The organism is Pseudomonas sp. NA-150, assembly GCF_044336365.1.
In the GTDB taxonomy this organism is placed as follows: Bacteria; Pseudomonadota; Gammaproteobacteria; order Pseudomonadales; family Pseudomonadaceae; genus Aquipseudomonas.
The window spans coordinates 5,180,920-5,203,691 of the sequence record NZ_CP172305.1; the positions used below are offsets into that span (position 1 = coordinate 5,180,920).

Genomic DNA, 22,772 nt, shown 5'->3' on the forward strand with positions numbered 1-22,772 from the left:
GCTCTAGCGCCGCCTCATTCTCCTTGGCAACGCTTGAGCCTGCTCCCTCTACGCATAAGGAACAGGCTGGTAACAGAATCAACGACGTGGCAGGAATTCCAGAGGATCTACAGGTTTACCTTGGCGGCGAATCTCAAAGTGCAGTTTCACCCGGTCAGTCCCCGTTGACCCCATCTCGGCAATTGTCTGCCCGACCTTGACCTGCTGTCCCTCCCGAACCAACAGCCTACGGTTGTGACCGTAAGCACTGACGTAGGTATCGCTGTGTTTGATGATCACTAATTCGCCGTAGCCCCGCAAGCCACTCCCGGCGTATACAACAGAACCATCAGACGCAGCTAAAACAGGCTGTCCCAAATCCCCAGCGATATCAATTCCTTTATTCAAACTACCGTTTGAAGAAAACTTGCCTATCAAAGTGCCACTAGAAGGCCATGCCCAACCGGTCGGCGAACGTCCTCCAGCCTGCACCGAAGCAGGCGCCGGCGAGCTTTGCGGGGTCGCGACGACCACCGGAACAACTGCGCCAGAAGCAGGCATGACGGTCTTTTTGAACGAGCCGGAAGGGGTGGTATCAGGAGCGGGTGCGGCGACGGACGGTGATGTAGATGCCACTGCAGGTGCCACTACTGGAGTGGAAACGACCGACGTCGATGATGAATTTGAACGACCATCAAAGCGAATCGTCTGACCCGGATGAATGGTGTAAGGCGCAGGAATCTGGTTGCGTTCGGCCAGCGCCTTCCAGTCCCAACCGTAACGAAATGCAATCGAGAACAAGGTATCGCTGCGACGTACGACATATTGGCCAGTGGTCACCGGCTGCTTCTGAGGTGCGGCCGCCTTGGTGCGATCAACCACCGGCGCGCCACTGGGGGACCTGCTCGAGCAACCGACCAACAGAAAACCGAGGGCAATGCCAATCACCAGACGCTGAAAGCTAGTTGAAGAAATACGCTGCTGAATGACTGTGAGACTCACCCGCCACTCCCTTTACTGGTGACTGAATTGGAAAGATGCCTATTGTGCCGCAATAACGGCTGGCAACTACTACTTAACTGATGACAAATCGTGCACTACGGCACTGTACCGGGATTCTATGCCCGCCGTATGTCAGGCAGTAGGACCCCCGGTGTGAAACGAAATTCACTGTCCGCGAAAACAAACCCTCAAGCCGTCGGCCCGTTGAGTAACGGCACGAAGCGCACCGTACCCAGCACGTGCCGGGAAAATCCGTTTTCTTCGCGGATAATCAGCATCAACTGCTGAACCTCCCCCGAACCCACCGGTATGACCAATCGGCCACCCGGTGCCAGTTGATCGAGCAACGCTTGCGGGACGTCGGCCGCAGCAGCGGTCACGATGATTCCATTGTAAGGTGCCAGCGCGGGCCAGCCTTCCCAGCCATCGCCCCAGCGAAATACCACGTTACGCAGGTTCAGCTCGACCAGGCGCTCTTTCGCCCGGTCCTGCAGGACCTTGATGCGTTCGACGGAAAAAACCCGCTCGACCAATTGCGACAGGATCGCCGTCTGGTAACCCGAACCGGTACCAATTTCCATGACCTTGTCCAGTGGACCGGCCGCCAACAGCAGCTCGCTCATATGGGCAACCATGTACGGCTGGGAAATCGTCTGGTTATGCCCGATCGGCAGCGCGGTGTCCTCATAGGCGCGGTGAGCCAGCGCCTCATCGACGAACAGGTGCCGAGGCGTGTTACGCATGACATCCAGCACCCGGACGTTGGACAGGCCTTCTTCATACAGTCGTTGAATCAGCCGCTCGCGGGTACGCTGGGATGTCATTCCAATCCCGCGTCGTAAAAAATTATCTTGCTCGCGCGACATCAACGCAGTCCCTCTAACCAGCCATTGAGGCTGCTGAAACCATCCTGATAGGTACGATCCAATTGCAGTGGCGTGATCGACACATAGCCTTGCATCACGGCATGAAAGTCGGTCCCCGCTCCGCCGTCTTCGGCGTCACCGGCAGCGGCAATCCAATAACCGACCCGGCCACGTGGGTCGACCACTTTGACCGGCGCCGCCGCTCGGGCTCGATGGCCCAGGCGCGTCAGCTTGATTCCACGGATATGCTCCAGTGGCAGATTCGGGATATTAACGTTCAACACCGTACGCGGCGGCAGGTTGAGTTGATCATGGGCCTCGACCAGCAGACGCGCGAAATGAGCAGCCGTCGGCAGATTATCCACCTGCCGCGACAACAACGAAAATGCAAACGACGGACGCTCCAGAAACCGCCCTTCCAAAGCGGCAGCCACGGTCCCGGAATACAACACGTCATCGCCCAGATTGGCGCCCAGGTTGATCCCCGAGACGACCATGTCCGGCTGGTGCTCCAGCAGCCCGTTGAGGCCCAGGTGCACGCAGTCGGTCGGCGTGCCGTTGACGCTGATGAAGCCATTGGCCAGCGCGTGCGGATGCAGCGGACGATCCAGCGTCAGCGAGCTGCTGGCGCCGCTTTTGTCTTGATCAGGCGCTATGACCACGCACTCGCAGTAGTCCGCCAGCGCCGCATGCAACGCCGCCAGACCGGGGGCAGTCACCCCGTCATCGTTAGAAATCAGAATACGCATGAGCTGTCCGTTTGCCCTACCGATACCAGGTTGACCAGTTCGCGCACCAAGACAGTGGCGAAGCATCCGGCCGGCAGGACGAATTCCAATTGCAAAATGTCAGGCTCGGGATAATGCCACGTCAACCGGCCAATGGGCAGTCGCAGGATACGACGCTCGTGCTCCATGCCCGCCTTGATCAGCCAATCGCGCAGGCTCTGCTCCTCAGCGGCAATCGTCTGCTCCAGTGCGCCGGTAGCGCCCGTCGCCGGCGAGCCCCCTTCGCCCCACTGCGGCCCGGTCGGGTGCAGGTCGAGAATCGCCAGACGTGGGTCGCTGCATTCTGCCTCGCCTGCCGGAAAGAAACTGCGGCTGTCGGTGAACGCCAACAAATCACCCACCTGTGCGCGCTGCCAACTGCCATCGGCGACGCGGGCGGCCAGCACCCGATTGAACAAATAGCTGCGCGCGGTGGACAGCAAACGTGAACGCACGTTGCGCTGCTCCGGTAACGCCTGACGCGAAGCGTATTCGCGGGCCTCACCCAGATTGCCGCCCTGCCAGCCGAAACGCTGGGTACCGAAATAGTTCGGAATACCCTGTTTGATGATCGACTCAAGCCGGGCATCGAGCGCGGCGTGGTCGGCCTGCAATTGTGTCAGACGCAAGGTAAAACCGTTGGCCGCATGGGCGCCACGCTGCAGCTTGCGCTTGTGGCGGCTCATTTTCAGGATCTTCAACGTATCGTCCTGAGCCGCCGACATATCCGGATCGGCCTTGCCCGGCAATTGCACGCTGAACCACTGCCGCGTCAACGCCTGACGATCCTTCAGACCGGCATAGCTGACCGTGCGCACCGGCACGCCGGCGGCACGCGCCAGACGGCGTGCCGCTTCTTCGGTGTTCAGACCGCGTTTTTCAACCCACAGCCATAGGTGCTCGCCGTCGCCGGACAACGGAATGTCCAAGACTTCATCGACCTGGAAATCTTCCGCCGTGGCCTTGAGCACCGCAGTGCCCACTGCATCGCCATAGGCGCGCGGGCCGAGCAATTCGAGTTCGGTCATGCCGACAGCAACAAGGCGACAGCGTGTACCGCAATGCCTTCTTCACGGCCGGTAAAGCCGAGTTTTTCGGTGGTGGTCGCTTTTACGTTCACTTGATCCAACTCAACCTGCAGATCCGCGGCAATCAGCGCGCGCATCGATTCTATATGCGGGGCCATTTTCGGTGCTTGGGCGACAATGGTGGCGTCGACGTTGCCGACCTTCCAGCCCTTGCTTTTGACCAACGCCATCACATGACGCAACAGCACACGGCTGTCGGCACCCTTGAATTGTGGGTCAGTGTCCGGGAAATGCTTGCCGATATCACCCAACGCCGCAGCGCCGAGCAAGGCATCACTGAGGGCGTGCAACAACACGTCACCGTCCGAATGAGCAAGCAAGCCGAAGCGATGGGCGATGCGTACGCCGCCCAAAGTAATGAAATCGCCTTCAGCGAAACGGTGCACATCGTAGCCGTGGCCAATACGCATAAAAAAACGCCCCGAAAAAGTCAGGGCGTGATTCTACCTACTTTGTCCGACATTAGGTCTATTGACGTAACGCGCGGTCGTGGTGACGCAAGTGATCTTCGATAAAGCTCGCGATGAAGAAATAACTGTGGTCATACCCCGGTTGCATGCGCACCGTCAGTGGGTGATCGGCGGATTTTGCCGCTTGGATCAACGCTTCGGGTTTCAGTTGGTTGGCGAGGAAATCATCGCGATCGCCCTGATCGACGAGGATCGACAACTTTTCGCTGGCTTCGGCGATCAACGCGCAGGCGTCCCATTCACGCCAGCGGGAACGCTCTTCGCCCAGATAGCGGGAAAAGGCTTTCTGGCCCCACGGGCAGTCCATCGGATTGCTGATCGGCGAAAACGCCGACAGCGACTGATAACGCCCCGGATTGCGCAAGGCACACACCAACGCCCCGTGCCCGCCCATGGAGTGACCACTGATCCCGCGTTTATCCGACGCCGGAAAATGCTCTTCGACCAAGGCCGGCAGCTCATTCACCACATAGTCGTGCATCCGGTAGTGCTTCGCCCACGGCTGCTGGGTGGCGTTCAGATAAAAGCCGGCACCGAGGCCAAAATCCCAGGCGTTGTCCGGATCACCCGGCACATCAGCGCCGCGCGGACTGGTGTCGGGGGCGACGATAATCAGCCCCAACTCCGCCGCGATGCGTTGTGCGCCGGCCTTGTGCATGAAGTTTTCGTCGGTGCAGGTCAGCCCGGACAACCAATACACCACCGGCAACTTACCGCCCAACTCCGCTTGCGGCGGCAGGTACACGGCAAACACCATGTCGCAGCCCAGTACGTTGGAGTGATGCTTGTAACGCTTGTGCCAGCCACCGAAGCTTTTCTGACAGGACAGGTTTTCCAGGCTCATGACAGGTCTCAGAAATGGATGACGGTGCGAATGCTCTTGCCTTCGTGCATCAGGTCAAACGCCTTGTTGATATCTTCCAGGCCCATGGTGTGGGTGATGAAAGTATCCAACGGGATCTCGCCGCTTTGCGCCATATCGACGTAGCTTGGCAACTCGGTACGGCCACGCACGCCGCCGAACGCCGAACCGCGCCAGACGCGACCGGTCACCAACTGGAATGGACGGGTGGAGATTTCCTGACCGGCACCGGCCACACCGATGATCACCGACTCGCCCCAACCTTTGTGGCAGCACTCGAGGGCTGCACGCATCAGCTGCACGTTGCCGATGCATTCGAACGAGAAGTCCACGCCGCCATCCGTCATATCAACGATCACTTCCTGAATCGGACGATCGAAGTCTTTCGGGTTGACGCAGTCGGTCGCGCCCAGTTGCTTGGCGATTTCAAACTTGCCCGGGTTGATGTCGATGGCGATGATCCGCGCCGCCTTGGCTTTCACGGCACCAATCACCGCCGACAGCCCAATGCCGCCCAGACCGAAGATCGCCACGGTATCGCCCGGCTTGACTTTGGCAGTGTTGATCACAGCGCCGATGCCGGTGGTGACGCCGCAACCCAGCAGGCAGACTTTTTCCAGCGGCGCGTCTTTAGAGATTTTTGCTACCGAGATTTCCGGCAACACGGTGTACTCGGAAAAGGTCGAGGTACCCATGTAGTGGAAAATGGTCTCGCCTTTGTAGGAGAAGCGCGAAGTGCCGTCCGGCATCAGGCCTTTGCCCTGGGTACTACGAATCGCTTGGCAAAGGTTGGTCTTGCCCGACAGGCAGAATTTGCACTTCCTGCATTCCGGGGTGTAAAGCGGGATCACGTGGTCGCCGACGGCTACCGAGGTCACGCCCTCGCCGATGGCTTCAACGATTGCCCCGCCTTCGTGGCCGAGGATCGACGGAAAAATGCCTTCCGGATCGGTGCCCGACAGGGTGTAAGCATCGGTATGACAAACACCGGAGGCGACGACCCGCAACAGCACTTCACCGGCCTTGGGCATCGCGACATCGACTTCGACGATTTCGAGTGGTTTTTTGGCTTCAAAGGCAACGGCAGCACGTGACTTGATCATCAATTATCTCCAGCGAAGTAAAAACAAGGCCGTGAGTGTAATACAGTGCTGAATGATGAATAATCAGATCAAAAGCAAAACATTATTGCTGTACAGGGATAATCGATGTCTTTCAATCGTTGGGAAGGCTTGGACGAATTCGTCGCTGTGGCCGAATCAGGGCAGTTCACTGCGGCGGCAGAGCGAATGGGTGTTTCGTCCTCGCACATTAGCCGGCAGATCGCCCGCCTCGAAGAACGCCTACAGACTCGCTTGCTATATCGCAGTACCCGGCGCGTGACCTTGACCGAAGCCGGTCAGACCTTTCTTCAACATTGCCAGCGCTTGCAGGATGGCCGCGAAGAAGCTCTGCGCGCGGTCGGTGATCTGACCAGCGAACCCAAAGGCCTGCTGCGCATGACCTGTGCCGTGGCCTACGGCGAACGCTTCATTGCGCCCTTGGTCACCGAGTTCATGGCGCTCTATCCGCAATTGCGCATCGACATCGAACTGAGCAATCGCACCCTGGATCTCGTGCATGAAGGCTTGGACCTGGCCATCCGCCTCGGCCGCCTGCAAGACTCTCGGTTGGTGGCAACACGCCTGGCGCCACGCCGCATGTACCTCTGCGCCTCGCCCTCCTACGTTGAACGCTATGGCCGCCCCCACAGCCTGTCCGAACTCAGCCGGCATAACTGCCTGATCGGCAGCAGCGACAGTTGGTTGTTGCAACAAAACGGTCGGGAGTTTTCGCAGAAGGTGCAAGGCAATTGGCGCTGCAACAGCGGCCAGGCGGTGCTCGACGCCGCCTTGCGCGGGGTCGGACTGTGTCAGTTGCCGGACTACTACGTGCTTGAGCATTTAAACAGCGGCGCGTTGATTTCCCTGTTGGAAACCCATCAACCACCGAACACCGCAGTGTGGGCGCTTTATCCACAGCAACGGCATCTGTCGCCCAAGGTGCGAAAACTGGTCGAGCACTTGAAGGCAGGGCTGGCGTTGCGCAAGGAGTATTGCGAGTAGGACGTTACAGCTTGCGCCGCTGACGCAGCCATTCCAGGTCTTCAGGTCGGGTGACCTTGATGTTGTCGGAACGACCTTCGATCAGTCGTGGCGACTGGCCGGACCACTCGATGGCCGAGGCTTCGTCCGTGATGCTGACATCCGAGACCAGGCTATCGGCCAAGGCTCGATGCAAGGCCCCGAGGCGGAACATCTGCGGCGTATAGGCCTGCCAGATCAGGCTGCGATCGACGGTTTCCGTTACTCGACCGTTGCTGTCCGCGCGCTTGAGGGTATCGCGGGCCGGAACGGCTAACAGGCCACCGACCGGGTCATCGGCCAGTTCGTACAGCAGTTTGTCCAGATCCCCACGAGACAGATTCGGCCGTGCAGCATCGTGCACCAGCACCCAGTCGTCCTCATGGGCACCTTGGGCATTGAGTTGCAGCAGCGCATTGAGCACTGAGTCCGCGCGTTCCTGCCCGCCGGCCGCACGTTGAATCCGTGGGTCATTGGCACAGGCCAGGGTCGGCCAGTAAGGATCATCCACAGCCAGACTGATCACCAACCCCTTGAGTTGCGGGTGATCGAGAAAACATTCGAGGCTGTGTTCAAGAATAGTGAGCCCGCCCAGTTGCAAGTATTGCTTGGGCCGGTCAGCTGCCATGCGAGCACCAACGCCCGCAGCAGGAATCACTGCCCAGAAGGCAGGTAATACGTCAGTCATTGGGCCAACTGATAGAGAGTTTCGCCGTCCTTGACCATGCCGAGCTCGTGGCGAGCCCGCTCTTCAACGGTCTCCATGCCCTTTTTCAACTCCAGCACTTCCGCATCGAGCACGCGGTTACGCTCCAGCAAGGCATCGTTTTCAGCATGTTGATCAGCGATTTGCTGGGTCAGGCTGGCGACTTGCGCCAAACTGCCATTGCCCACCCACAGGCGATACTGCAGGCCAGCCAGCAGCAGGAGCAAGATGAGGAACAACCAGTTAGGACTGCGCATTGAATATTCAGGTACTCAGTGGAAATTGACAGCGGTGCCGACACGTTAAACAACGACTGAGACCATTGAGCCTGGCAAAACCAGGCTCAATCGCGCCCAAGACAAGGAGAGTGCGCATCAGAAGCTATCGGAGTATCGGCTGATCCGACATTTCCGACAGCGCCCGTTGTCTTTTTACCATCTACAGCTTAGCCGCGAAACTCGCTGCGACCGTTGTATTTAGCCTTGGCACCCAATTGCTCTTCGATACGCAGCAGTTGGTTGTACTTGGAAACGCGGTCGGAGCGGCACAGCGAACCGGTTTTGATCTGGCCCGCAGCAGTACCGACAGCCAGGTCGGCAATGGTGGAATCCTCGGTTTCACCGGAGCGGTGCGAGATGACTGCGGTGTAACCCGCGGCCTTGGCCATCTGGATCGCTTCCAGAGTTTCGGTCAGGGTGCCGATCTGGTTGAACTTGATCAGGATCGAGTTGGCGATCTTTTTATCGATGCCTTCTTTCAGGATCTTGGTGTTGGTGACGAACAGGTCGTCGCCCACCAACTGGGTTTTCTCGCCGATCTTGTCGGTGAGGATTTTCCAGCCAGCCCAGTCAGACTCGTCCAGACCGTCTTCGATGGAGATGATCGGATAACGCTCGGTCAGCCCCTTGAGGTAGTCAGCGAAACCTTCGGCGGTGAATACCTGGCCTTCGCCGGACAGGTTGTACTTACCGTCTTCGTAGAATTCGCTGGCCGCACAGTCCAGCGCCAGGGTCACGTCGGTGCCCAGCTTGTAACCGGCGTTGGCCACGGCTTCGGAAATCACTTTCAGCGCGTCTTCGTTGGAAGCCAGGTTCGGCGCGAAACCACCTTCGTCACCCACGGCGGTGCTCAGGCCACGGGCCTTCAGAACAGCCTTGAGGTGATGGAAAATCTCGGTGCCCATACGCAGGCCTTCGGAGAAGGTCTTGGCGCCAACCGGCTGAACCATGAATTCCTGGATATCAACGTTGTTATCGGCGTGCTCGCCACCGTTGATGATGTTCATCATCGGCACCGGCATCGAGTACACACCCGGAGTACCGTTCAGGTTGGCTATGTGCGCGTACAGCGGCAGGTCTTGATCGTGAGCAGCGGCCTTGGCAGCGGCCAGCGATACAGCGAGGATCGCGTTGGCGCCCAGGCTGCCTTTGTTGTCAGTGCCGTCCAGCTTGATCATTGCGTGATCCAGGGCTTTCTGGTCAACCGGGTCTTTACCCAGCAGCAGATCGCGGATCGGACCATTAATGTTGGCGATGGCCTTCAACACACCCTTACCCAGGTAACGGCTCTTGTCGCCATCACGCAGCTCAAGCGCTTCACGCGAGCCGGTGGAAGCACCGGACGGAGCGCAGGCGCTGCCGATGATGCCGTTGTCGAGGAGCACATCGGCTTCCACGGTGGGGTTGCCACGGGAGTCGAGAACTTCACGACCTTTGATGTCGACGATTTTTGCCATTGTTGTAAACACTCCAGGATTGACGAAAACGACGCAACTGAGGAAATGGTTTATCGCCGTCAGGCTTAAAAGCGGGCAGGCCTGACGGCGATAAGCCCTGACTGATCGGTCAGGGAAATATCGAGCAGCACTTTACCGGAGAAAAGCGTTTACGCGGTCTCTACCGGCGGAAAACTTTTTACCAGGTCATCCAGTGCCTTGAGCTGGGTCAGGAATGGCTCCAGCTTGTCCAGGCGCAGGGCGCAAGGACCATCGCATTTGGCGTTATCCGGATCCGGATGCGCCTCGAGGAACAACCCGGCCAGACTCTGGCTCAGGCCAGCCTTGGCCAGATCGAGGACCTGCGCGCGACGACCGCCCGCAGAGTCCGAACGACCGCCCGGCATTTGCAGGGCGTGGGTCACGTCGAAGAACACAGGGTATTCGAACTGCTTCATGATGCCGAAGCCGAGCATGTCCACCACCAGGTTGTTGTACCCGAAGCTGGAGCCACGCTCGCACAGGATCAATTGATCATTCCCGGCTTCTTCGCACTTGTTCAGGATGTGTTTCATTTCCTGAGGCGCGAGGAACTGGGCCTTCTTGATGTTGATCACCGCGCCGGTCTTGGCCATGGCCACCACCAGGTCCGTCTGCCGCGACAGAAACGCCGGCAGCTGGATGATGTCGCAGACCTCAGCGACAACCGCCGCTTGCTCTGGCTCATGCACGTCAGTGATCAATGGCACGCCGAAGGTCTTTTTGATCTCTTCGAAAATGCGCATGCCCTCTTCCAGGCCTGGGCCACGGTAAGAAGTCACCGACGAACGGTTGGCTTTATCGAAGCTGGCCTTGAACACGTAAGGGATACCGAGTTTTTCGGTAACCCGCACATATTCTTCGCAGACCTGCATCGCCATGTCCCGCGACTCCAGAACGTTCATGCCACCGAACAAGACCATCGGCTTGTCGTTGGCAATCTCGATGGAACCGACGCGAATGATTTTCTGCGCCATGGACTCAGGCCTTCTTCTGGTGTTGCGTCAGGGCCGCCTTCACGAAACCGCTGAACAACGGGTGACCGTCGCGCGGTGTCGAGGTGAACTCAGGGTGGAACTGACAAGCCACGAACCAAGGATGATCCGGCGACTCGATCACTTCGACCAACGCACCATCGCTGGAACGACCGGAGATTTTCAGGCCGGCTTCGATCAGGTCAGGCAGCAGGTTGTTGTTCACTTCGTAACGATGACGATGGCGCTCGACGATCACGTCTTTGCCGTAGCAATCGTGAACCAGCGAACCTGGCTCGATCAGGCAATCCTGTGCACCCAGGCGCATGGTGCCGCCCAGGTCAGAAGCTTCGGTGCGGGTTTCGACCGCGCCGGTGGTGTCAGCCCACTCGGTGATCAGACCCACGACCGGGTGGGCGCTGGTACGATCGAACTCGGTGGAGTTGGCGTCTTTCCAGCCCAGCACGTTACGGGCGAACTCGATGACCGCCACTTGCATGCCGAGGCAGATACCCAGGTACGGGACCTTGTTCTCGCGAGCAAATTGCACGGCGGTGATCTTGCCTTCGACACCGCGCAGACCGAAGCCGCCCGGAACCAGAATGGCGTCGACACCTTCAAGCAAGGCAGTGCCCTGGTTTTCGATGTCTTCGGAGTCGATGTAGCGCAGGTTGACCTTGGTACGGTTGGTGATGCCGGCGTGACTCATCGCTTCGATCAGCGACTTGTAGGCGTCCAGCAACTCCATGTATTTACCGACCATGGCGATGGTGACTTCATGCTCAGGGTTGAGCTTGGCGTCGACCACGGCTTCCCACTCGGACAGATCAGCGCCACCACATTGCAGGCCGAAACGCTCGACCACGAAATCATCCAGGCCCTGGGCGTGCAGCATGCCCGGGATCTTGTAGATGGTGTCGGCGTCTTCCAGCGAAATCACCGCACGCTCTTCAACGTTGGTGAACAGCGCGATCTTGCGACGCGAGGAAATATCCACGTGGTGGTCGGAACGGCAGATCAGCACGTCTGGCTGCAGACCGATGGAGCGCAGTTCCTTGACGGAATGCTGGGTCGGCTTGGTCTTGGTTTCGCCAGCAGTGGCGATGTACGGCACCAGCGTCAAGTGCATCAGCATTGCGCGCTTGGCGCCGACTTCGATACGCAGCTGACGGATAGCTTCGAGGAACGGTTGCGACTCAATGTCACCCACTGTGCCGCCGATTTCGACCATGGCGACATCAGCATCGCCCGCGCCCTTGATGATGCGGCGTTTGATCTCGTCGGTGATGTGCGGAATCACCTGGATGGTCGCGCCCAGATAATCACCACGGCGCTCTTTGCGCAGGACGTGTTCATAAACACGGCCAGTGGTGAAGTTGTTGTTCTGGGTCATGGTCGTGCGGATGAACCGCTCGTAGTGGCCCAGGTCCAGGTCGGTTTCGGCGCCGTCATGAGTGACGAACACTTCACCGTGCTGGAACGGGCTCATGGTGCCCGGGTCCACGTTGATATAGGGGTCCAGCTTGAGCATGGTGACCTTAAGTCCCCGCGCCTCCAGGATGGCCGCCAATGAAGCCGAGGCAATGCCTTTCCCCAATGAAGAAACAACACCGCCCGTGACGAAGATGTAGCGCGTCATGAAAAACCCTAGAAGTCTGCGTTAAAGCGGTCAGAGCCGCCGGGGAAAGCGAAGGAAGGCCGAAGCCCCCGATTACCGATAAATTTCACAGTGCACTCCTTAAAATTGCTGCGTTAAGACGGGCAGGCTGAAATAAGCCTGACTGTTGCGCGCTACATTTTTTGAGAATCGCCCGGCAAAAACCGCCTGGTAATCAGCAACTTTCGTCAATTCATGTGAATCAACAGAAGTTGTATCAAGAAGGGAGCGTAGTCTACCGGAAATGGCCTTTCAGCTCAAACTTTGGTCGTTCGTCGGTGCGCACCAGCGCAAACGCCAGCTGTCATCGGCACTTGCGTCCAGTCCGGGCAGGTTGGCGACCGCCACTAATTGCCCGTCGCGGTACAGCAACGGCAAACGCCCACGGGCAAAAACCGGCACACCGCGCTCATTCAACAGACGCTTCACATCCCGATGACCGCGCCCCGGCAATTGCATGACCTCTCCGCCCTGGCGATAACGCACCTGCAGGTCACCGGTCGGAATCTCGCCGATCAACTGCAACTGACCGTTACCCGGCAGTTCGAGGATTTGCCCAGGCGCGCTCCAGGCCAACGCGCCCTGAAGCGGTTTGAGCCACGCACCCGACAACCACCACAGGCGATCTTCGGCGCGGTGCAGCTCGCCGTCGGCCAAACGCCAGATCGGCCTGGCATCGCCGCCGGCATCACGCAGGCTGTCCCAACCGGCCCAATGCTCGCTGTCCGGCAAACGGGTCAGCGGCGCAATCCAATGACGCAGGGCGTTGCGCTGGCGTGCTGGTGAAAGGTCTTTCAGAGGTGCCAGAGCCAGTGACGACAGCCCCAGCCAGGCAAACTCCGTTAGCCGATCAGCGTCTGCCAGGTCCTGCGCAGCCAATTCATCCAGCAACCCTTGCGCCTCAGCCATATGGGCGGCGGTGCGTGCAATGCTGGCGGTCGCTTGCGGCCAACGCGCAGTCAGTGCTGGCACGATCTGCTGACGCAGGAAATTGCGTGAGAATTGCGTCTCGGTGTTGCTTGGGTCTTCTACCCAGCTCAACCCGTGTTCGGCAGCATAGGTTTCCAGCATCGACCGGGAAACGCCGAGCAGAGGCCGCAACAACGTCCCCTGCCCCAACACACGCTGACCCGACATGGCCGCCAATCCACGCACCCCGGCACCGCGCAACAAGCGAAAGAGCAAGGTCTCGGCCTGATCGTCGCGATGCTGGGCGGTCAGCAACACTTCACCGTGTGCCAGTGCCTCACCGAAGGCCGCATAACGCGCTGAACGGGCCGCTTGCTCGATGCTTGCACCAGGTTGCACCTGAACATGGATGACCTGCAGCGGCACGCCCAACGCAGCACACACAGCCTGACAGTGAGCCGGCCACGCATCGGCCGCAGCCTGCAGGCCGTGGTGGATATGGATCGCAGAAAGGGGCGGCAGGAGCTCGCGTTTAGCGAGATCGGCCAAGAGATGCAGGAGGACGGTAGAATCCAGACCACCGGAGAAAGCGATGCGCCAACCTGAAGCAGTACGCCAAGGGGCTAAAGCCTTTTCAATATCGAGCTGAAGCATGGATGAACTCAATCCTGTAGGAGCTGCCGCAGGCTGCGATAGACCGAAAGAACACTGCCGAACTTACGTTTAATCGCAGCCTCCGGCAGCTCCTACAGGGAATTGCGCAATCCGTTACAGACCGTAGCTCATCAGGCGCTCGTAACGACGAGCCAACAGCGCGTCGTTGTCGAACTTCTTGAGCATCTTCAACTGGCTGCTCAATTCCTTGCGGATCGCAGCTGCCGCACCCGCTGGATCACGGTGTGCACCGCCCACGGGTTCATTGATGACTTTATCGACGATACCCAGGCCTTTGAGACGCTCAGCCGTGATACCCATGGCTTCAGCGGCATCTGGCGCTTTTTCGGCGGTTTTCCACAGGATCGAGGCGCAGCCTTCCGGTGAAATCACTGCGTAGGTCGAATATTGCAGCATGTTCAACTGGTCGCAAACACCGATGGCTAACGCGCCACCCGAACCACCTTCACCGATAACGGTAGCGATGATCGGGGTTTTCAGGCGGGCCATGACCCGCAGGTTCCAGGCAATCGCTTCGCTCTGGTTGCGCTCTTCAGCGTCGATACCTGGGTAAGCACCCGGCGTATCGATGAACGTCAGGATCGGCATCTTGAAGCGTTCGGCCATTTCCATCAGGCGACAGGCTTTGCGGTAGCCTTCAGGACGCGGCATGCCGAAGTTGCGACGCACCTTCTCGCGTACTTCTCGGCCTTTTTGGTGACCGATAATCATGACTGGTTGGTCGTCCAGACGTGCAACGCCACCAACAATGGCTGCGTCGTCGGAGAAGTGACGATCACCATGCAGTTCGTCGAACTCGGTGAAGATATGTTCGATGTAGTCCAGGGTATACGGACGACGCGGGTGACGCGCCATGCGCGCGATCTGCCAACTGGTCAGATTGCCGAAAATGCTTTCGGTGAGCGTGTTGCTCTTTTCTTGCAGACGCGAAATTTCATCGCCGATGTTCAGCGAATTGTCGTTACCCACCAAGCGCAGTTCTTCGATCTTGGCTTGCAGGTCAGCGATCGGCTGTTCGAAATCAAGAAAATTCGGGTTCATAGGCATCCGTCTTGGGTCGACGGCCAAGGGGCCGGCCGGTTGATCCGTGAGCGCCATACCTTACGGGATCTGGCGCATTCAGGTCGAGATTAAAAATTATGGTTGAGCACAGGAGGTAGGTATAGCCCCCTGCGCAATCAACGGTATTGCAGGAAGACGTTCTCACGCCCGAACTGGTCACGCAGCGCCTGAATCAAGCTGTCCGCCGGATCGATTCGCCACGCCTCGCCAAACTGCAACAACGCCTTGGCGTCCATGCCGGTGTAGTCCAGGGTGATCGGGCACGCACCACGGTGGCGTTTGCACAATTCGCCCAGCCACTTGAGGCGATCGCCCTTGAGCGCCTCGACGTTGATCTTCAGTCGCAGGCTTTCCGCCAGGTTGGTGCGGGCATCTTCAATGCTCATCACCCGCTTGGCGCGCAAACGCAGGCCTCCGGAGAAGTCGTCGTTACTCACCTCACCTTCAACCACCACCATCGCATCGGTCTGCAACAGCGATTGCGCCGAATGGAAGGCCTCGGCAAACAGTGACGCCTCAATGCGCCCAGAGCGGTCATCGAGGGTGATAAAACCCATCTTGTCGCCCTTTTTGTTCTTCATCACTCGCAAGGCAATGATCAAGCCGGCCACCGTCTGCGTGTCCCGCGCCGGTTTCAGGTCGATGATGCGCTGACGGGCGAAACGGCGGATTTCGCCTTCGTATTCGTCAATCGGGTGCCCGGTCAGGTACAGGCCCAGGGTTTCCTTCTCGCCACGCAAACGGTCTTTGAGGCTCAGCTCCTTGGCCTTGCGATGGTTGGCGTAGACGTCGGCATCGGCCTCGACGAACAAACCGCCGAACAGGTCCGCGTGGCCGCTGTCGTTACTGCGAGCGGTTTGCTCGGCAGCCTGAATCGCCCCTTCCAGGGCGGCCAGCAGCACGCCACGGTTACGGTCGATGTTGGCCTGCCAGGCTTTGAGATCGTCCTCGAAATACGGCCCCAGACGATCCAGCGCACCGCTGCGGATCAAGCCATCAAGGGTGCGCTTGTTGATGCGTTTGAGGTCGACGCGCGCGCAGAAGTCGAACAAATCCTTGAACGGTCCGTCCTGACGCGCTTCGGTAATCGCTTCCACCGGGCCTTCGCCGACCCCCTTGATCGCGCCGAGGCCATAAAGGATGCGGCCGTCTTCGCTCACGGTGAACTTGAACTCCGAGGTGTTCACGTCAGGCGGCTCAAGGCGCAACTTCATGTTGCGCACTTCCTCGATCAAGGTCACGACCTTGTCGGTGTTGTGCATGTCCGCCGACAGTACCGCAGCCATAAACGGCGCCGGGTAGTGGGTTTTCAGCCAGGCAGTCTGGTACGAGACCAGCCCATAGGCGGCGGAGTGAGACTTGTTGAAGCCATAACCGGCGAATTTTTCCACCAGGTCGAAAATGTTACCGGCCAGGTCCGGCTCGATGTTGTTGTTCTTGCAACCTTCGATGAAACCGCCACGCTGCTTGGCCATTTCTTCGGGCTTTTTCTTACCCATGGCCCGACGCAGCATGTCCGCGCCGCCGAGGGTGTAACCCGCCATCACCTGAGCGATCTGCATCACCTGTTCCTGATACAGGATGATGCCGTAGGTCGGCGCCAATACCGGCTTGAGGCCTTCGTACTGGTAGTCGACGTGGGGGTAGGACAGTTCGGCGCGACCGTGCTTACGGTTGATGAAGTCGTCCACCATGCCCGATTGCAGCGGGCCCGGACGAAACAACGCCACCAGTGCGATCAAGTCTTCCAGGCAGTCGGGCTTGAGCTTTTTGATCAGCTCTTTCATGCCGCGCGACTCAAGCTGGAATACCGCAGTGGTTTCCGCTTTTTGCAGCAGGGTGTAAGTCGGTTTGTCGTCCAGCGGGATAAACGCGATGTCCAACGGCGCTTCGTCCGTCTTGGCGCGGTCGCGGTTAATGGTTTTCAGCGCCCAATCGATGATGGTCAGGGTACGCAGACCGAGGAAGTCGAACTTCACCAGCCCCGCCGCCTCGACGTCATCCTTGTCGAACTGGGTCACCAGACCGTCGCCCGCTTCATCGCAATAGATCGGCGAGAAGTCGGTCAGCTTGGTGGGTGCGATCACCACACCACCGGCGTGTTTACCGACGTTACGCACAACGCCTTCCAGCTTGCGCGCCATCTCCCAGATTTCTGCCGCTTCTTCATCGACCTTGAGGAAGTCGCGGAGGATTTCTTCCTGCTCGTAGGCTTTTTCCAGGGTCATGCCGACTTCGAAGGGGATCATCTTCGACAGGCGATCCGCCAGGCCGTAGGACTTGCCCTGCACCCGCGCCACGTCACGGACTACAGCCTTGGCTGCCATCGAACCGAAAGTAATGATCTGACTTACCGCGTTGCGGCCGTATTTCTCGGCCACGTAATCGATCACGCGGTCACGACCATCCATGCAGAAGTCGACGTCGAAGTCGGGCATGGAAACCCTTTCCGGGTTGAGGAAACGTTCGAACAGCAGGTCGTATTCCAGCGGATCAAGGTCAGTAATTTTCTGCACATAGGCCACCAGCGAACCGGCACCCGACCCACGGCCGGGGCCTACCGGTACGCCGTTACTCTTGGCCCACTGAATGAAGTCCATCACGATCAGGAAGTAACCGGGAAAACCCATCTGGATGATGATATCCAGCTCGAAATTCAAGCGATCGACATATTCCTGGCGCTTGGCTTCGTAATTCTCGGTGGTTTCCGTCGGCCACAGTACCGCGAGGCGCTCTTCCAGACCTTCAAAGGACACTTTGCGGAAATACTCGTCGATGGTCATGCCATCGGGAATCGGGAAGTTCGGCAAAAAGTGCGTGCCCAGCTTCACATCGATGTTGCAACGCTTGGCAATCTCAACGGTGTTCTGCAACGCCTCAGGCAAGTCGCTGAACAGCTCGGCCATTTGCTCGGCGCTTTTCAGGTATTGCTGATCGCTGTAATTATGCGAACGGCGCGGGTCATCCAGCGCCCGGCCTTCGCCGATGCAAACGCGGGTCTCGTGGGCTTCGAAATCTTCCTGCTTGATGAAGCGCACATCGTTGGTCGCCACCAGCGGCGCGCCATGGCGGTCGGCCAGGGCGACGGCAGCGTGCAGGTGTTCCTCGTCATTGGCGCGATTGGTGCGCTGCAATTCGACGTAAAAGCGGTCAGGGAACACCGTCATCCACTCGCGTAGCAAGATGTCGGCTTCGTCCGGGTTGCCGCCGAGCAAGGCCATGCCGATCTCGCCTTCTTTGGCGGCGGACAGACAAATCAAACCTTCGCTGGCTTGCGCGACCCACTCACGTTGAATGACGACCTGACCGTTACGCTGGCCCTCGATAAAACCACGGGAAATCAGCTCGGTCAGGTTGCGGTAGCCCAGCGGGTTCATCACCAACAGGCTGATCCGGCTCAACGGCGCGTCTTCGTCCTTGTTCGCCAGCCACAGGTCGGCGCCGCAGATCGGCTTGATCCCCGCGCCCATGGCCGCCTTATAAAACTTGACCAACGAACACATGTTGTTCTGATCAGTCACGGCCACGGCGGGCATATTCATCCCGGCCAGGGTTTTGACCAAGGGTTTGACCCGCACCAGGCCATCGACCAGAGAGTATTCAGTGTGCAGGCGTAGATGAACGAAAGAAGCCGGCATGTTGATCCTATAGCGCGAAATACAAAAAAACGAAGGCCCGGAGTGTAGCGAGCCTTGGTTAAAACATCAGCCCGGCAGAAACATCGCGACTGGACTTTGCGCCAGTAGTTCGCGGGCTTCGTAAGCGGCCCGCACCGGCGCGAAGGAGCGTCGGTGAATCGGCGTCGGGCCCAGACGAGCCAGCGCCTCGAGGTGTACGGGGGTCGGATAGCCTTTGTGGCCACCGATGCCGTAACCGGGGTAGATCAGCTCAAAGGCCGCCATTTCGCGGTCGCGGGTGACTTTAGCCAGAATCGACGCTGCTGCAATGGCCGGAACCTTGGCATCGCCCTGAATCACCGGCGCGCTCGGCACCGACAGTTGTGGGCAACGGTTACCGTCGATCAGCGCCAGTTTCGGGGTAATGATCAAACCTTCGACAGCGCGTTTCATCGCCAGCATGGTGGCGTGAAGAATGTTCAGCTCGTCGATTTCGTGCACACCAGCCCGCGCGACGAACCAGCACAGGGCTTTTTCGCATATTTCGTCATACAGTTTTTCACGACGCGCTTCGGTGAGCTTTTTCGAATCGTTGAGACCGAGAATCGGCCGACGTGGGTCAAGAATGACGGCGGCGGTGACGACGTCGCCACACAGCGGGCCGCGACCGACTTCATCGACGCCGGCAACCAGATCTTCGACCAGATTGAAGTCCAAACCCATTTGCATTTAATGCGAACTCACAGTGAGGGCGACTGACCCAACAGGCCTAGCACTGCATCGGCAGCCTGGTTGGAGGCATCGCGGCGTAAGGTCCGGTGAATCTCATCGAAGCCTGCGGTCTGCGCGGCACCGCTGTCGAGCAGTGGCAGCAGGGTTTGCGCGAGGGATTCGGCGGTTGCGGCTTCCTGCAACAACTCCGGCACCAGCAACCGCTGAGCCAGCAGATTAGGCAAGGAGACGTACGGGCTTTTCACCAGACGCTTGAGTATCCAATAGGTGATCGGCGCCAGACGGTAAGCGACGACCATCGGTCGTTTGTAGAGCAAGGCCTCCAGGGTCGCGGTCCCGGAGGCAATCAATACCGCATCACAGGCGGCCAGCGCCAGGTGTGATTGACCGTCGAGCAGCTTCACCGGCAGCTTTCGCCCTTGCAGCAACAACTCGACCTGGGCACGACGCTCGGGACTGGCACACGGCAGCACGAACTGCAGGCCTGGTCGCAGCGCCAGCAAGCGCTCGGCAGTGTCGAAAAACAGCCCGCCAAGGCGCCCGACTTCGCCGCCACGACTGCCCGGCATCAACGCCACCAACGGGCCGTCACCCAGGCTCATCTCGGCCCGTGCCGCAGCGCGATCGGACTCGAGGGGAATGGTATCGGCCAGCGGGTGACCGACAAACCGCACCGGCACGCCCTTCTCTTCGTAAAAGCCCGCTTCGAAGGGCAGCAAGGTGAGCATTAAATCGCACCCCTCGCGAATCTTCAGCACCCGCTTCTGCCGCCAGGCCCACACGGAAGGACTGACGTAATGCACAGTCTTGATTCCGGCACGACGCAGCTTGAGCTCTATGTTGAGGTTGAAATCCGGGGCGTCGATGCCGATGAATACATCAGGTTTTTCGTTGATCAGCGTGCGAACCAGCTCTTTGCGTTTGGCCAGCAGCTCCCTCAACCGTCCCAACACCTCGACCAGCCCCATCACCGCCAGACGTTCCATCGGGAAGTAGGAGACCATGCCTTCGGCCTCCATCAGCGGGCCGCCGACACCGATGAACTCCACAGAGGGATGACGAATCTTGAGTGCCCGCATCAGCCCGGCGCCGAGAATATCGCCCGACGCTTCGCCGGCTACCAGCGCGATACGCAGTATCTGAGCCATTAACGAGTGATGCCGCGAGTCGAAGTCTGAATGGACTCAAGAAAAATGGCGACTTCCGGGTAGATCGCTGCCGGCTCCGCCAATTCGACGATGGCCTGATCGACGGTCAACCCCTGGCGATAGACCACTTTGTAGGCCCGACGCAACGCATGAATGGCCTCTTCAGTGAAACCACGACGGCGCATGCCTTCGAAGTTCATGCTGCGTGCTTCCGCCGGGTTACCGAATACGGTGACGAATGCAGGCACGTCCTTGCCAATCGCCGTGCCCATGCCGGAAAAGCTGTGAGCGCCGATATGACAGAACTGATGCACCAGGGTAAAGCCGGAGAGGATCGCCCAGTCATTGACGTGCACGTGCCCGGCCAACGCAGTGTTGTTGACCAGAATGCAGTGGTTGCCGATAACGCTGTCGTGGCCGATGTGTGCATAGGCCATGATCAGGTTGTGATCGCCCAGCGTGGTTTCGGCGCGATCCTGAATGGTGCCGCGGTGGATAGTCACACCCTCGCGAATGACGTTGTGATCGCCAATCACCAGACGCGTATCTTCACCTTTGTACTTGAGATCGGGCGTGTCCTCGCCTACCGATGAAAACTGGTAGATGTGGTTGTGCTTACCGATTTTCGTCGGGCCTTTGAGAATCACATGCGGCCCGATGACTGTACCCTCGCCTATTTCCACACCAGGTCCGACGATCGACCAAGGGCCGACTTCTACGTTATCAGCCAGAATAGCTGTCGGATCGATGATTGCGCGAGGGTCAATCAAACTCATAGTTTACGTTCCGCGCAGATGATTTCTGCCGAGCAGACCGGCTTGCCATCGACCGAAGCCTGGCATTCGAACTTCCATATCTGACGCTTGCAACTGATGAATTTGGCTTCCAGGATCAATTGGTCGCCGGGCATCACTGGCTGACGGAAGCGCAGCTTGTCCGAGCCCACGAAGTAATAAAGTGTGCCATCAGCTGGCTTCACATCGAGCATTTTGAAGCCAAGGATACCAGCGGCCTGAGCCATCGCTTCAATGATCAATACGCCCGGCATGATTGGATGCTGAGGAAAGTGACCGTTAAAGAAAGGTTCATTGATGCTGACATTCTTGTAGGCACGAATGCTTTTGTTCTCGATATCCAGCTCCACCACCCGGTCCACCAGCAGGAACGGATAACGGTGGGGCAGGTATTCGCGAATCTCGTTGATGTCCATCATTTCTGGGGGAAGCCTGTAGTAAAGATTGGGAGTTCGCGACTAACGCGCAGCACTCCTCTTGCAAATCAAGGAGGCAGTTTATCGGCTGTACACGCTTGATATGAAAAAAGTATCAGCCATCTGATGGAGTATTACTGCCTGAGGTCACTGCCTCGACAATCTTTTCCACCTTCTGTAACCGTCTTGCCATGTCATCGAGCTTGCGAAGACGTGCTGCGCTTTTGCGCCACTCTGCGGCCGGCTGCATCGCCGTCCCCGAAGAATATGAGCCTGGCTCGGTGATCGAATGGGTCACCATGGTCATGCCGGTGATGAATACACCGTCGCAGATTTCGATATGACCGACGAGCCCGACACCACCGGCCAGCATGCAATGCTTGCCGATCTTGCTGCTGCCCGAGATGCCGACGCACGCCGCCATGGCGGTGTGGTCACCGATCTGCACGTTGTGCGCGATCTGAATCTGGTTGTCCAGCTTGACCCCGTTACCGATCAAGGTGTCCGCCAGCGCGCCACGGTCAACCGCGGTGTTGACGCCGATTTCCACGTCGTCACCGATCAGAACGCCGCCGATCTGGGCGATTTTCTGCCAGACGCCTTTCTCATTGGCAAAACCGAAGCCTTCACCGCCCAGCACCGCGCCGGATTGTATGACCACACGCTTGCCGATGCGTACATCGTGGTAAAGCGTGACACGCGGCGCCAGCCAGCCACCCTCGCCGATCTCGCAACGAGCACCGATGAAGCAATGCGCACCAATGGTGACGCCGGCCGCGATACGAGCACCGCTTTCAATGACGGCAAACGGACCGACACTCGCATTGGCATCGACCTGAGCGTCCGCTGCAACCACGGCAGACGGGTGCACCCCAGGCGCTGCCTTGGGTTTGGGGTCGAATAAATGAGAAATCCTGGCATAAGCCAGGTAGGGATCAGGCACGATCAACGCATCACCGGTAAAACCCTCGGCATCCGCAGGCTTGAGCAAGACAGCCGCTGCGTGCGTATCAACGAGAAATTTACGGTAATGCGGATTGGCCAGGAACGTGACCTGACCAAGGCCGGCCTCTTGCAAAGTGGCCAGCCCGGTAATCTCTTTATCCTCAGGGCCACGTAGCGTGGCGCCGAGGAACTCGGCCAATTGGCCGAGCTTGATAGTCACGGTCATG

General features: G+C 58.7%; 21 protein-coding genes. 1 reads left to right on the forward strand and 20 read right to left on the reverse strand.

What is annotated here, in order from left to right; genetic code table 11:
• Positions 1–78: 78 nt before the first annotated feature.
• The 7 genes from ACF0H7_RS24445 to ACF0H7_RS24475 form a co-directional block, all read right to left on the reverse strand.
• The gene (locus ACF0H7_RS24445) at positions 79–981 is read right to left on the reverse strand and encodes a peptidoglycan DD-metalloendopeptidase family protein (protein WP_397449414.1); all 903 of its coding nucleotides are present in this window, start codon (positions 979–981) and stop codon (positions 79–81) included.
• Positions 982–1,169: 188 nt separating this feature from the next.
• Complete coding sequence (locus tag ACF0H7_RS24450; RefSeq protein ID WP_397449415.1) at positions 1,170–1,805, reverse strand: protein-L-isoaspartate(D-aspartate) O-methyltransferase; 636 nt, start codon at positions 1,803–1,805, stop codon at positions 1,170–1,172.
• Between the two features lie 41 nt (positions 1,806–1,846).
• A complete protein-coding gene (gene surE, locus ACF0H7_RS24455) occupies positions 1,847–2,596 on the reverse strand; it encodes a 5'/3'-nucleotidase SurE (RefSeq protein WP_397449416.1) in 750 nt (249 codons plus the stop codon).
• The gene (truD, locus tag ACF0H7_RS24460) at positions 2,584–3,642 is read right to left on the reverse strand and encodes a tRNA pseudouridine(13) synthase TruD (protein ID WP_397449417.1); all 1,059 of its coding nucleotides are present in this window, start codon (positions 3,640–3,642) and stop codon (positions 2,584–2,586) included. The genes surE and truD overlap by 13 nt, the downstream gene beginning before the upstream one ends.
• A complete protein-coding gene (gene ispF / locus ACF0H7_RS24465; protein WP_397449418.1) occupies positions 3,639–4,112 on the reverse strand; it encodes a 2-C-methyl-D-erythritol 2,4-cyclodiphosphate synthase in 474 nt (157 codons plus the stop codon). Before ispF ends, truD begins: the two co-directional genes overlap by 4 nt.
• 58 nt (positions 4,113–4,170) lie before the next feature.
• Positions 4,171–5,016, reverse strand: a complete 846-nt coding sequence (gene fghA / locus ACF0H7_RS24470; protein WP_397449419.1) for an S-formylglutathione hydrolase — start codon at positions 5,014–5,016, stop codon at positions 4,171–4,173.
• A gap of 8 nt (positions 5,017–5,024) precedes the next feature.
• Positions 5,025–6,137 (reverse strand): S-(hydroxymethyl)glutathione dehydrogenase/class III alcohol dehydrogenase, encoded by a 1,113-nt coding sequence (locus ACF0H7_RS24475; protein WP_397449420.1) that lies wholly within the window; start codon positions 6,135–6,137, stop codon positions 5,025–5,027.
• 105 nt (positions 6,138–6,242) lie between these two features.
• On the opposite strand from ACF0H7_RS24475, the gene ACF0H7_RS24480 reads away from it, so the two are divergent.
• Positions 6,243–7,139, forward strand: coding sequence for a LysR substrate-binding domain-containing protein (locus tag ACF0H7_RS24480; RefSeq protein WP_397449421.1), 897 nt, complete (start codon positions 6,243–6,245; stop codon positions 7,137–7,139).
• Between the two features lie 4 nt (positions 7,140–7,143).
• Here ACF0H7_RS24480 and ispD read toward each other — a convergent pair whose 3' ends face one another.
• The 13 genes from ispD to lpxD form a co-directional block, all read right to left on the reverse strand.
• The gene (gene ispD / locus ACF0H7_RS24485) at positions 7,144–7,845 is read right to left on the reverse strand and encodes a 2-C-methyl-D-erythritol 4-phosphate cytidylyltransferase (RefSeq protein ID WP_397449422.1); all 702 of its coding nucleotides are present in this window, start codon (positions 7,843–7,845) and stop codon (positions 7,144–7,146) included.
• Positions 7,842–8,120 carry a cell division protein FtsB gene (gene ftsB / locus ACF0H7_RS24490; RefSeq protein WP_397449423.1) on the reverse strand — a complete coding sequence of 93 codons (279 nt, stop codon included), beginning with the start codon at positions 8,118–8,120 and terminating at the stop codon, positions 7,842–7,844. Before ftsB ends, ispD begins: the two co-directional genes overlap by 4 nt.
• Before the next feature lie 188 nt (positions 8,121–8,308).
• Positions 8,309–9,598, reverse strand: a complete 1,290-nt coding sequence (gene eno / locus ACF0H7_RS24495; protein ID WP_397449424.1) for a phosphopyruvate hydratase — start codon at positions 9,596–9,598, stop codon at positions 8,309–8,311.
• Between the two features lie 149 nt (positions 9,599–9,747).
• Positions 9,748–10,593: a 3-deoxy-8-phosphooctulonate synthase gene (kdsA, locus tag ACF0H7_RS24500; protein ID WP_397449425.1), complete on the reverse strand. Its 846-nt coding sequence runs from the start codon at positions 10,591–10,593 to the stop codon at positions 9,748–9,750.
• 4 nt (positions 10,594–10,597) lie between these two features.
• Entirely contained in the window at positions 10,598–12,229 is a 1,632-nt protein-coding gene (locus tag ACF0H7_RS24505) for a CTP synthase (protein WP_397449426.1), read from the reverse strand.
• A 270-nt stretch (positions 12,230–12,499) separates the two neighbouring features.
• The gene (gene tilS, locus ACF0H7_RS24510) at positions 12,500–13,810 is read right to left on the reverse strand and encodes a tRNA lysidine(34) synthetase TilS (RefSeq protein ID WP_397449427.1); all 1,311 of its coding nucleotides are present in this window, start codon (positions 13,808–13,810) and stop codon (positions 12,500–12,502) included.
• A 114-nt stretch (positions 13,811–13,924) separates the two neighbouring features.
• Complete coding sequence (locus ACF0H7_RS24515; RefSeq protein ID WP_397449428.1) at positions 13,925–14,872, reverse strand: acetyl-CoA carboxylase carboxyltransferase subunit alpha; 948 nt, start codon at positions 14,870–14,872, stop codon at positions 13,925–13,927.
• Between the two features lie 137 nt (positions 14,873–15,009).
• Positions 15,010–18,531 carry a DNA polymerase III subunit alpha gene (dnaE, locus tag ACF0H7_RS24520; RefSeq protein WP_397449429.1) on the reverse strand — a complete coding sequence of 1,174 codons (3,522 nt, stop codon included), beginning with the start codon at positions 18,529–18,531 and terminating at the stop codon, positions 15,010–15,012.
• 66 nt (positions 18,532–18,597) lie between these two features.
• Positions 18,598–19,239 carry a ribonuclease HII gene (gene rnhB, locus ACF0H7_RS24525; RefSeq protein ID WP_397449430.1) on the reverse strand — a complete coding sequence of 214 codons (642 nt, stop codon included), beginning with the start codon at positions 19,237–19,239 and terminating at the stop codon, positions 18,598–18,600.
• 11 nt (positions 19,240–19,250) lie between these two features.
• A complete protein-coding gene (gene lpxB, locus ACF0H7_RS24530) occupies positions 19,251–20,390 on the reverse strand; it encodes a lipid-A-disaccharide synthase (RefSeq protein WP_397449431.1) in 1,140 nt (379 codons plus the stop codon).
• Positions 20,390–21,166 carry an acyl-ACP--UDP-N-acetylglucosamine O-acyltransferase gene (gene lpxA, locus ACF0H7_RS24535; protein ID WP_397449432.1) on the reverse strand — a complete coding sequence of 259 codons (777 nt, stop codon included), beginning with the start codon at positions 21,164–21,166 and terminating at the stop codon, positions 20,390–20,392. The genes lpxB and lpxA overlap by 1 nt, the downstream gene beginning before the upstream one ends.
• Positions 21,163–21,603, reverse strand: a complete 441-nt coding sequence (fabZ, locus tag ACF0H7_RS24540) for a 3-hydroxyacyl-ACP dehydratase FabZ (RefSeq protein ID WP_397449433.1) — start codon at positions 21,601–21,603, stop codon at positions 21,163–21,165. The genes lpxA and fabZ overlap by 4 nt, the downstream gene beginning before the upstream one ends.
• Positions 21,604–21,715: 112 nt before the next feature.
• Entirely contained in the window at positions 21,716–22,771 is a 1,056-nt protein-coding gene (lpxD, locus tag ACF0H7_RS24545) for a UDP-3-O-(3-hydroxymyristoyl)glucosamine N-acyltransferase (RefSeq protein ID WP_397449434.1), read from the reverse strand.
• Position 22,772 lies beyond the last annotated feature (1 nt).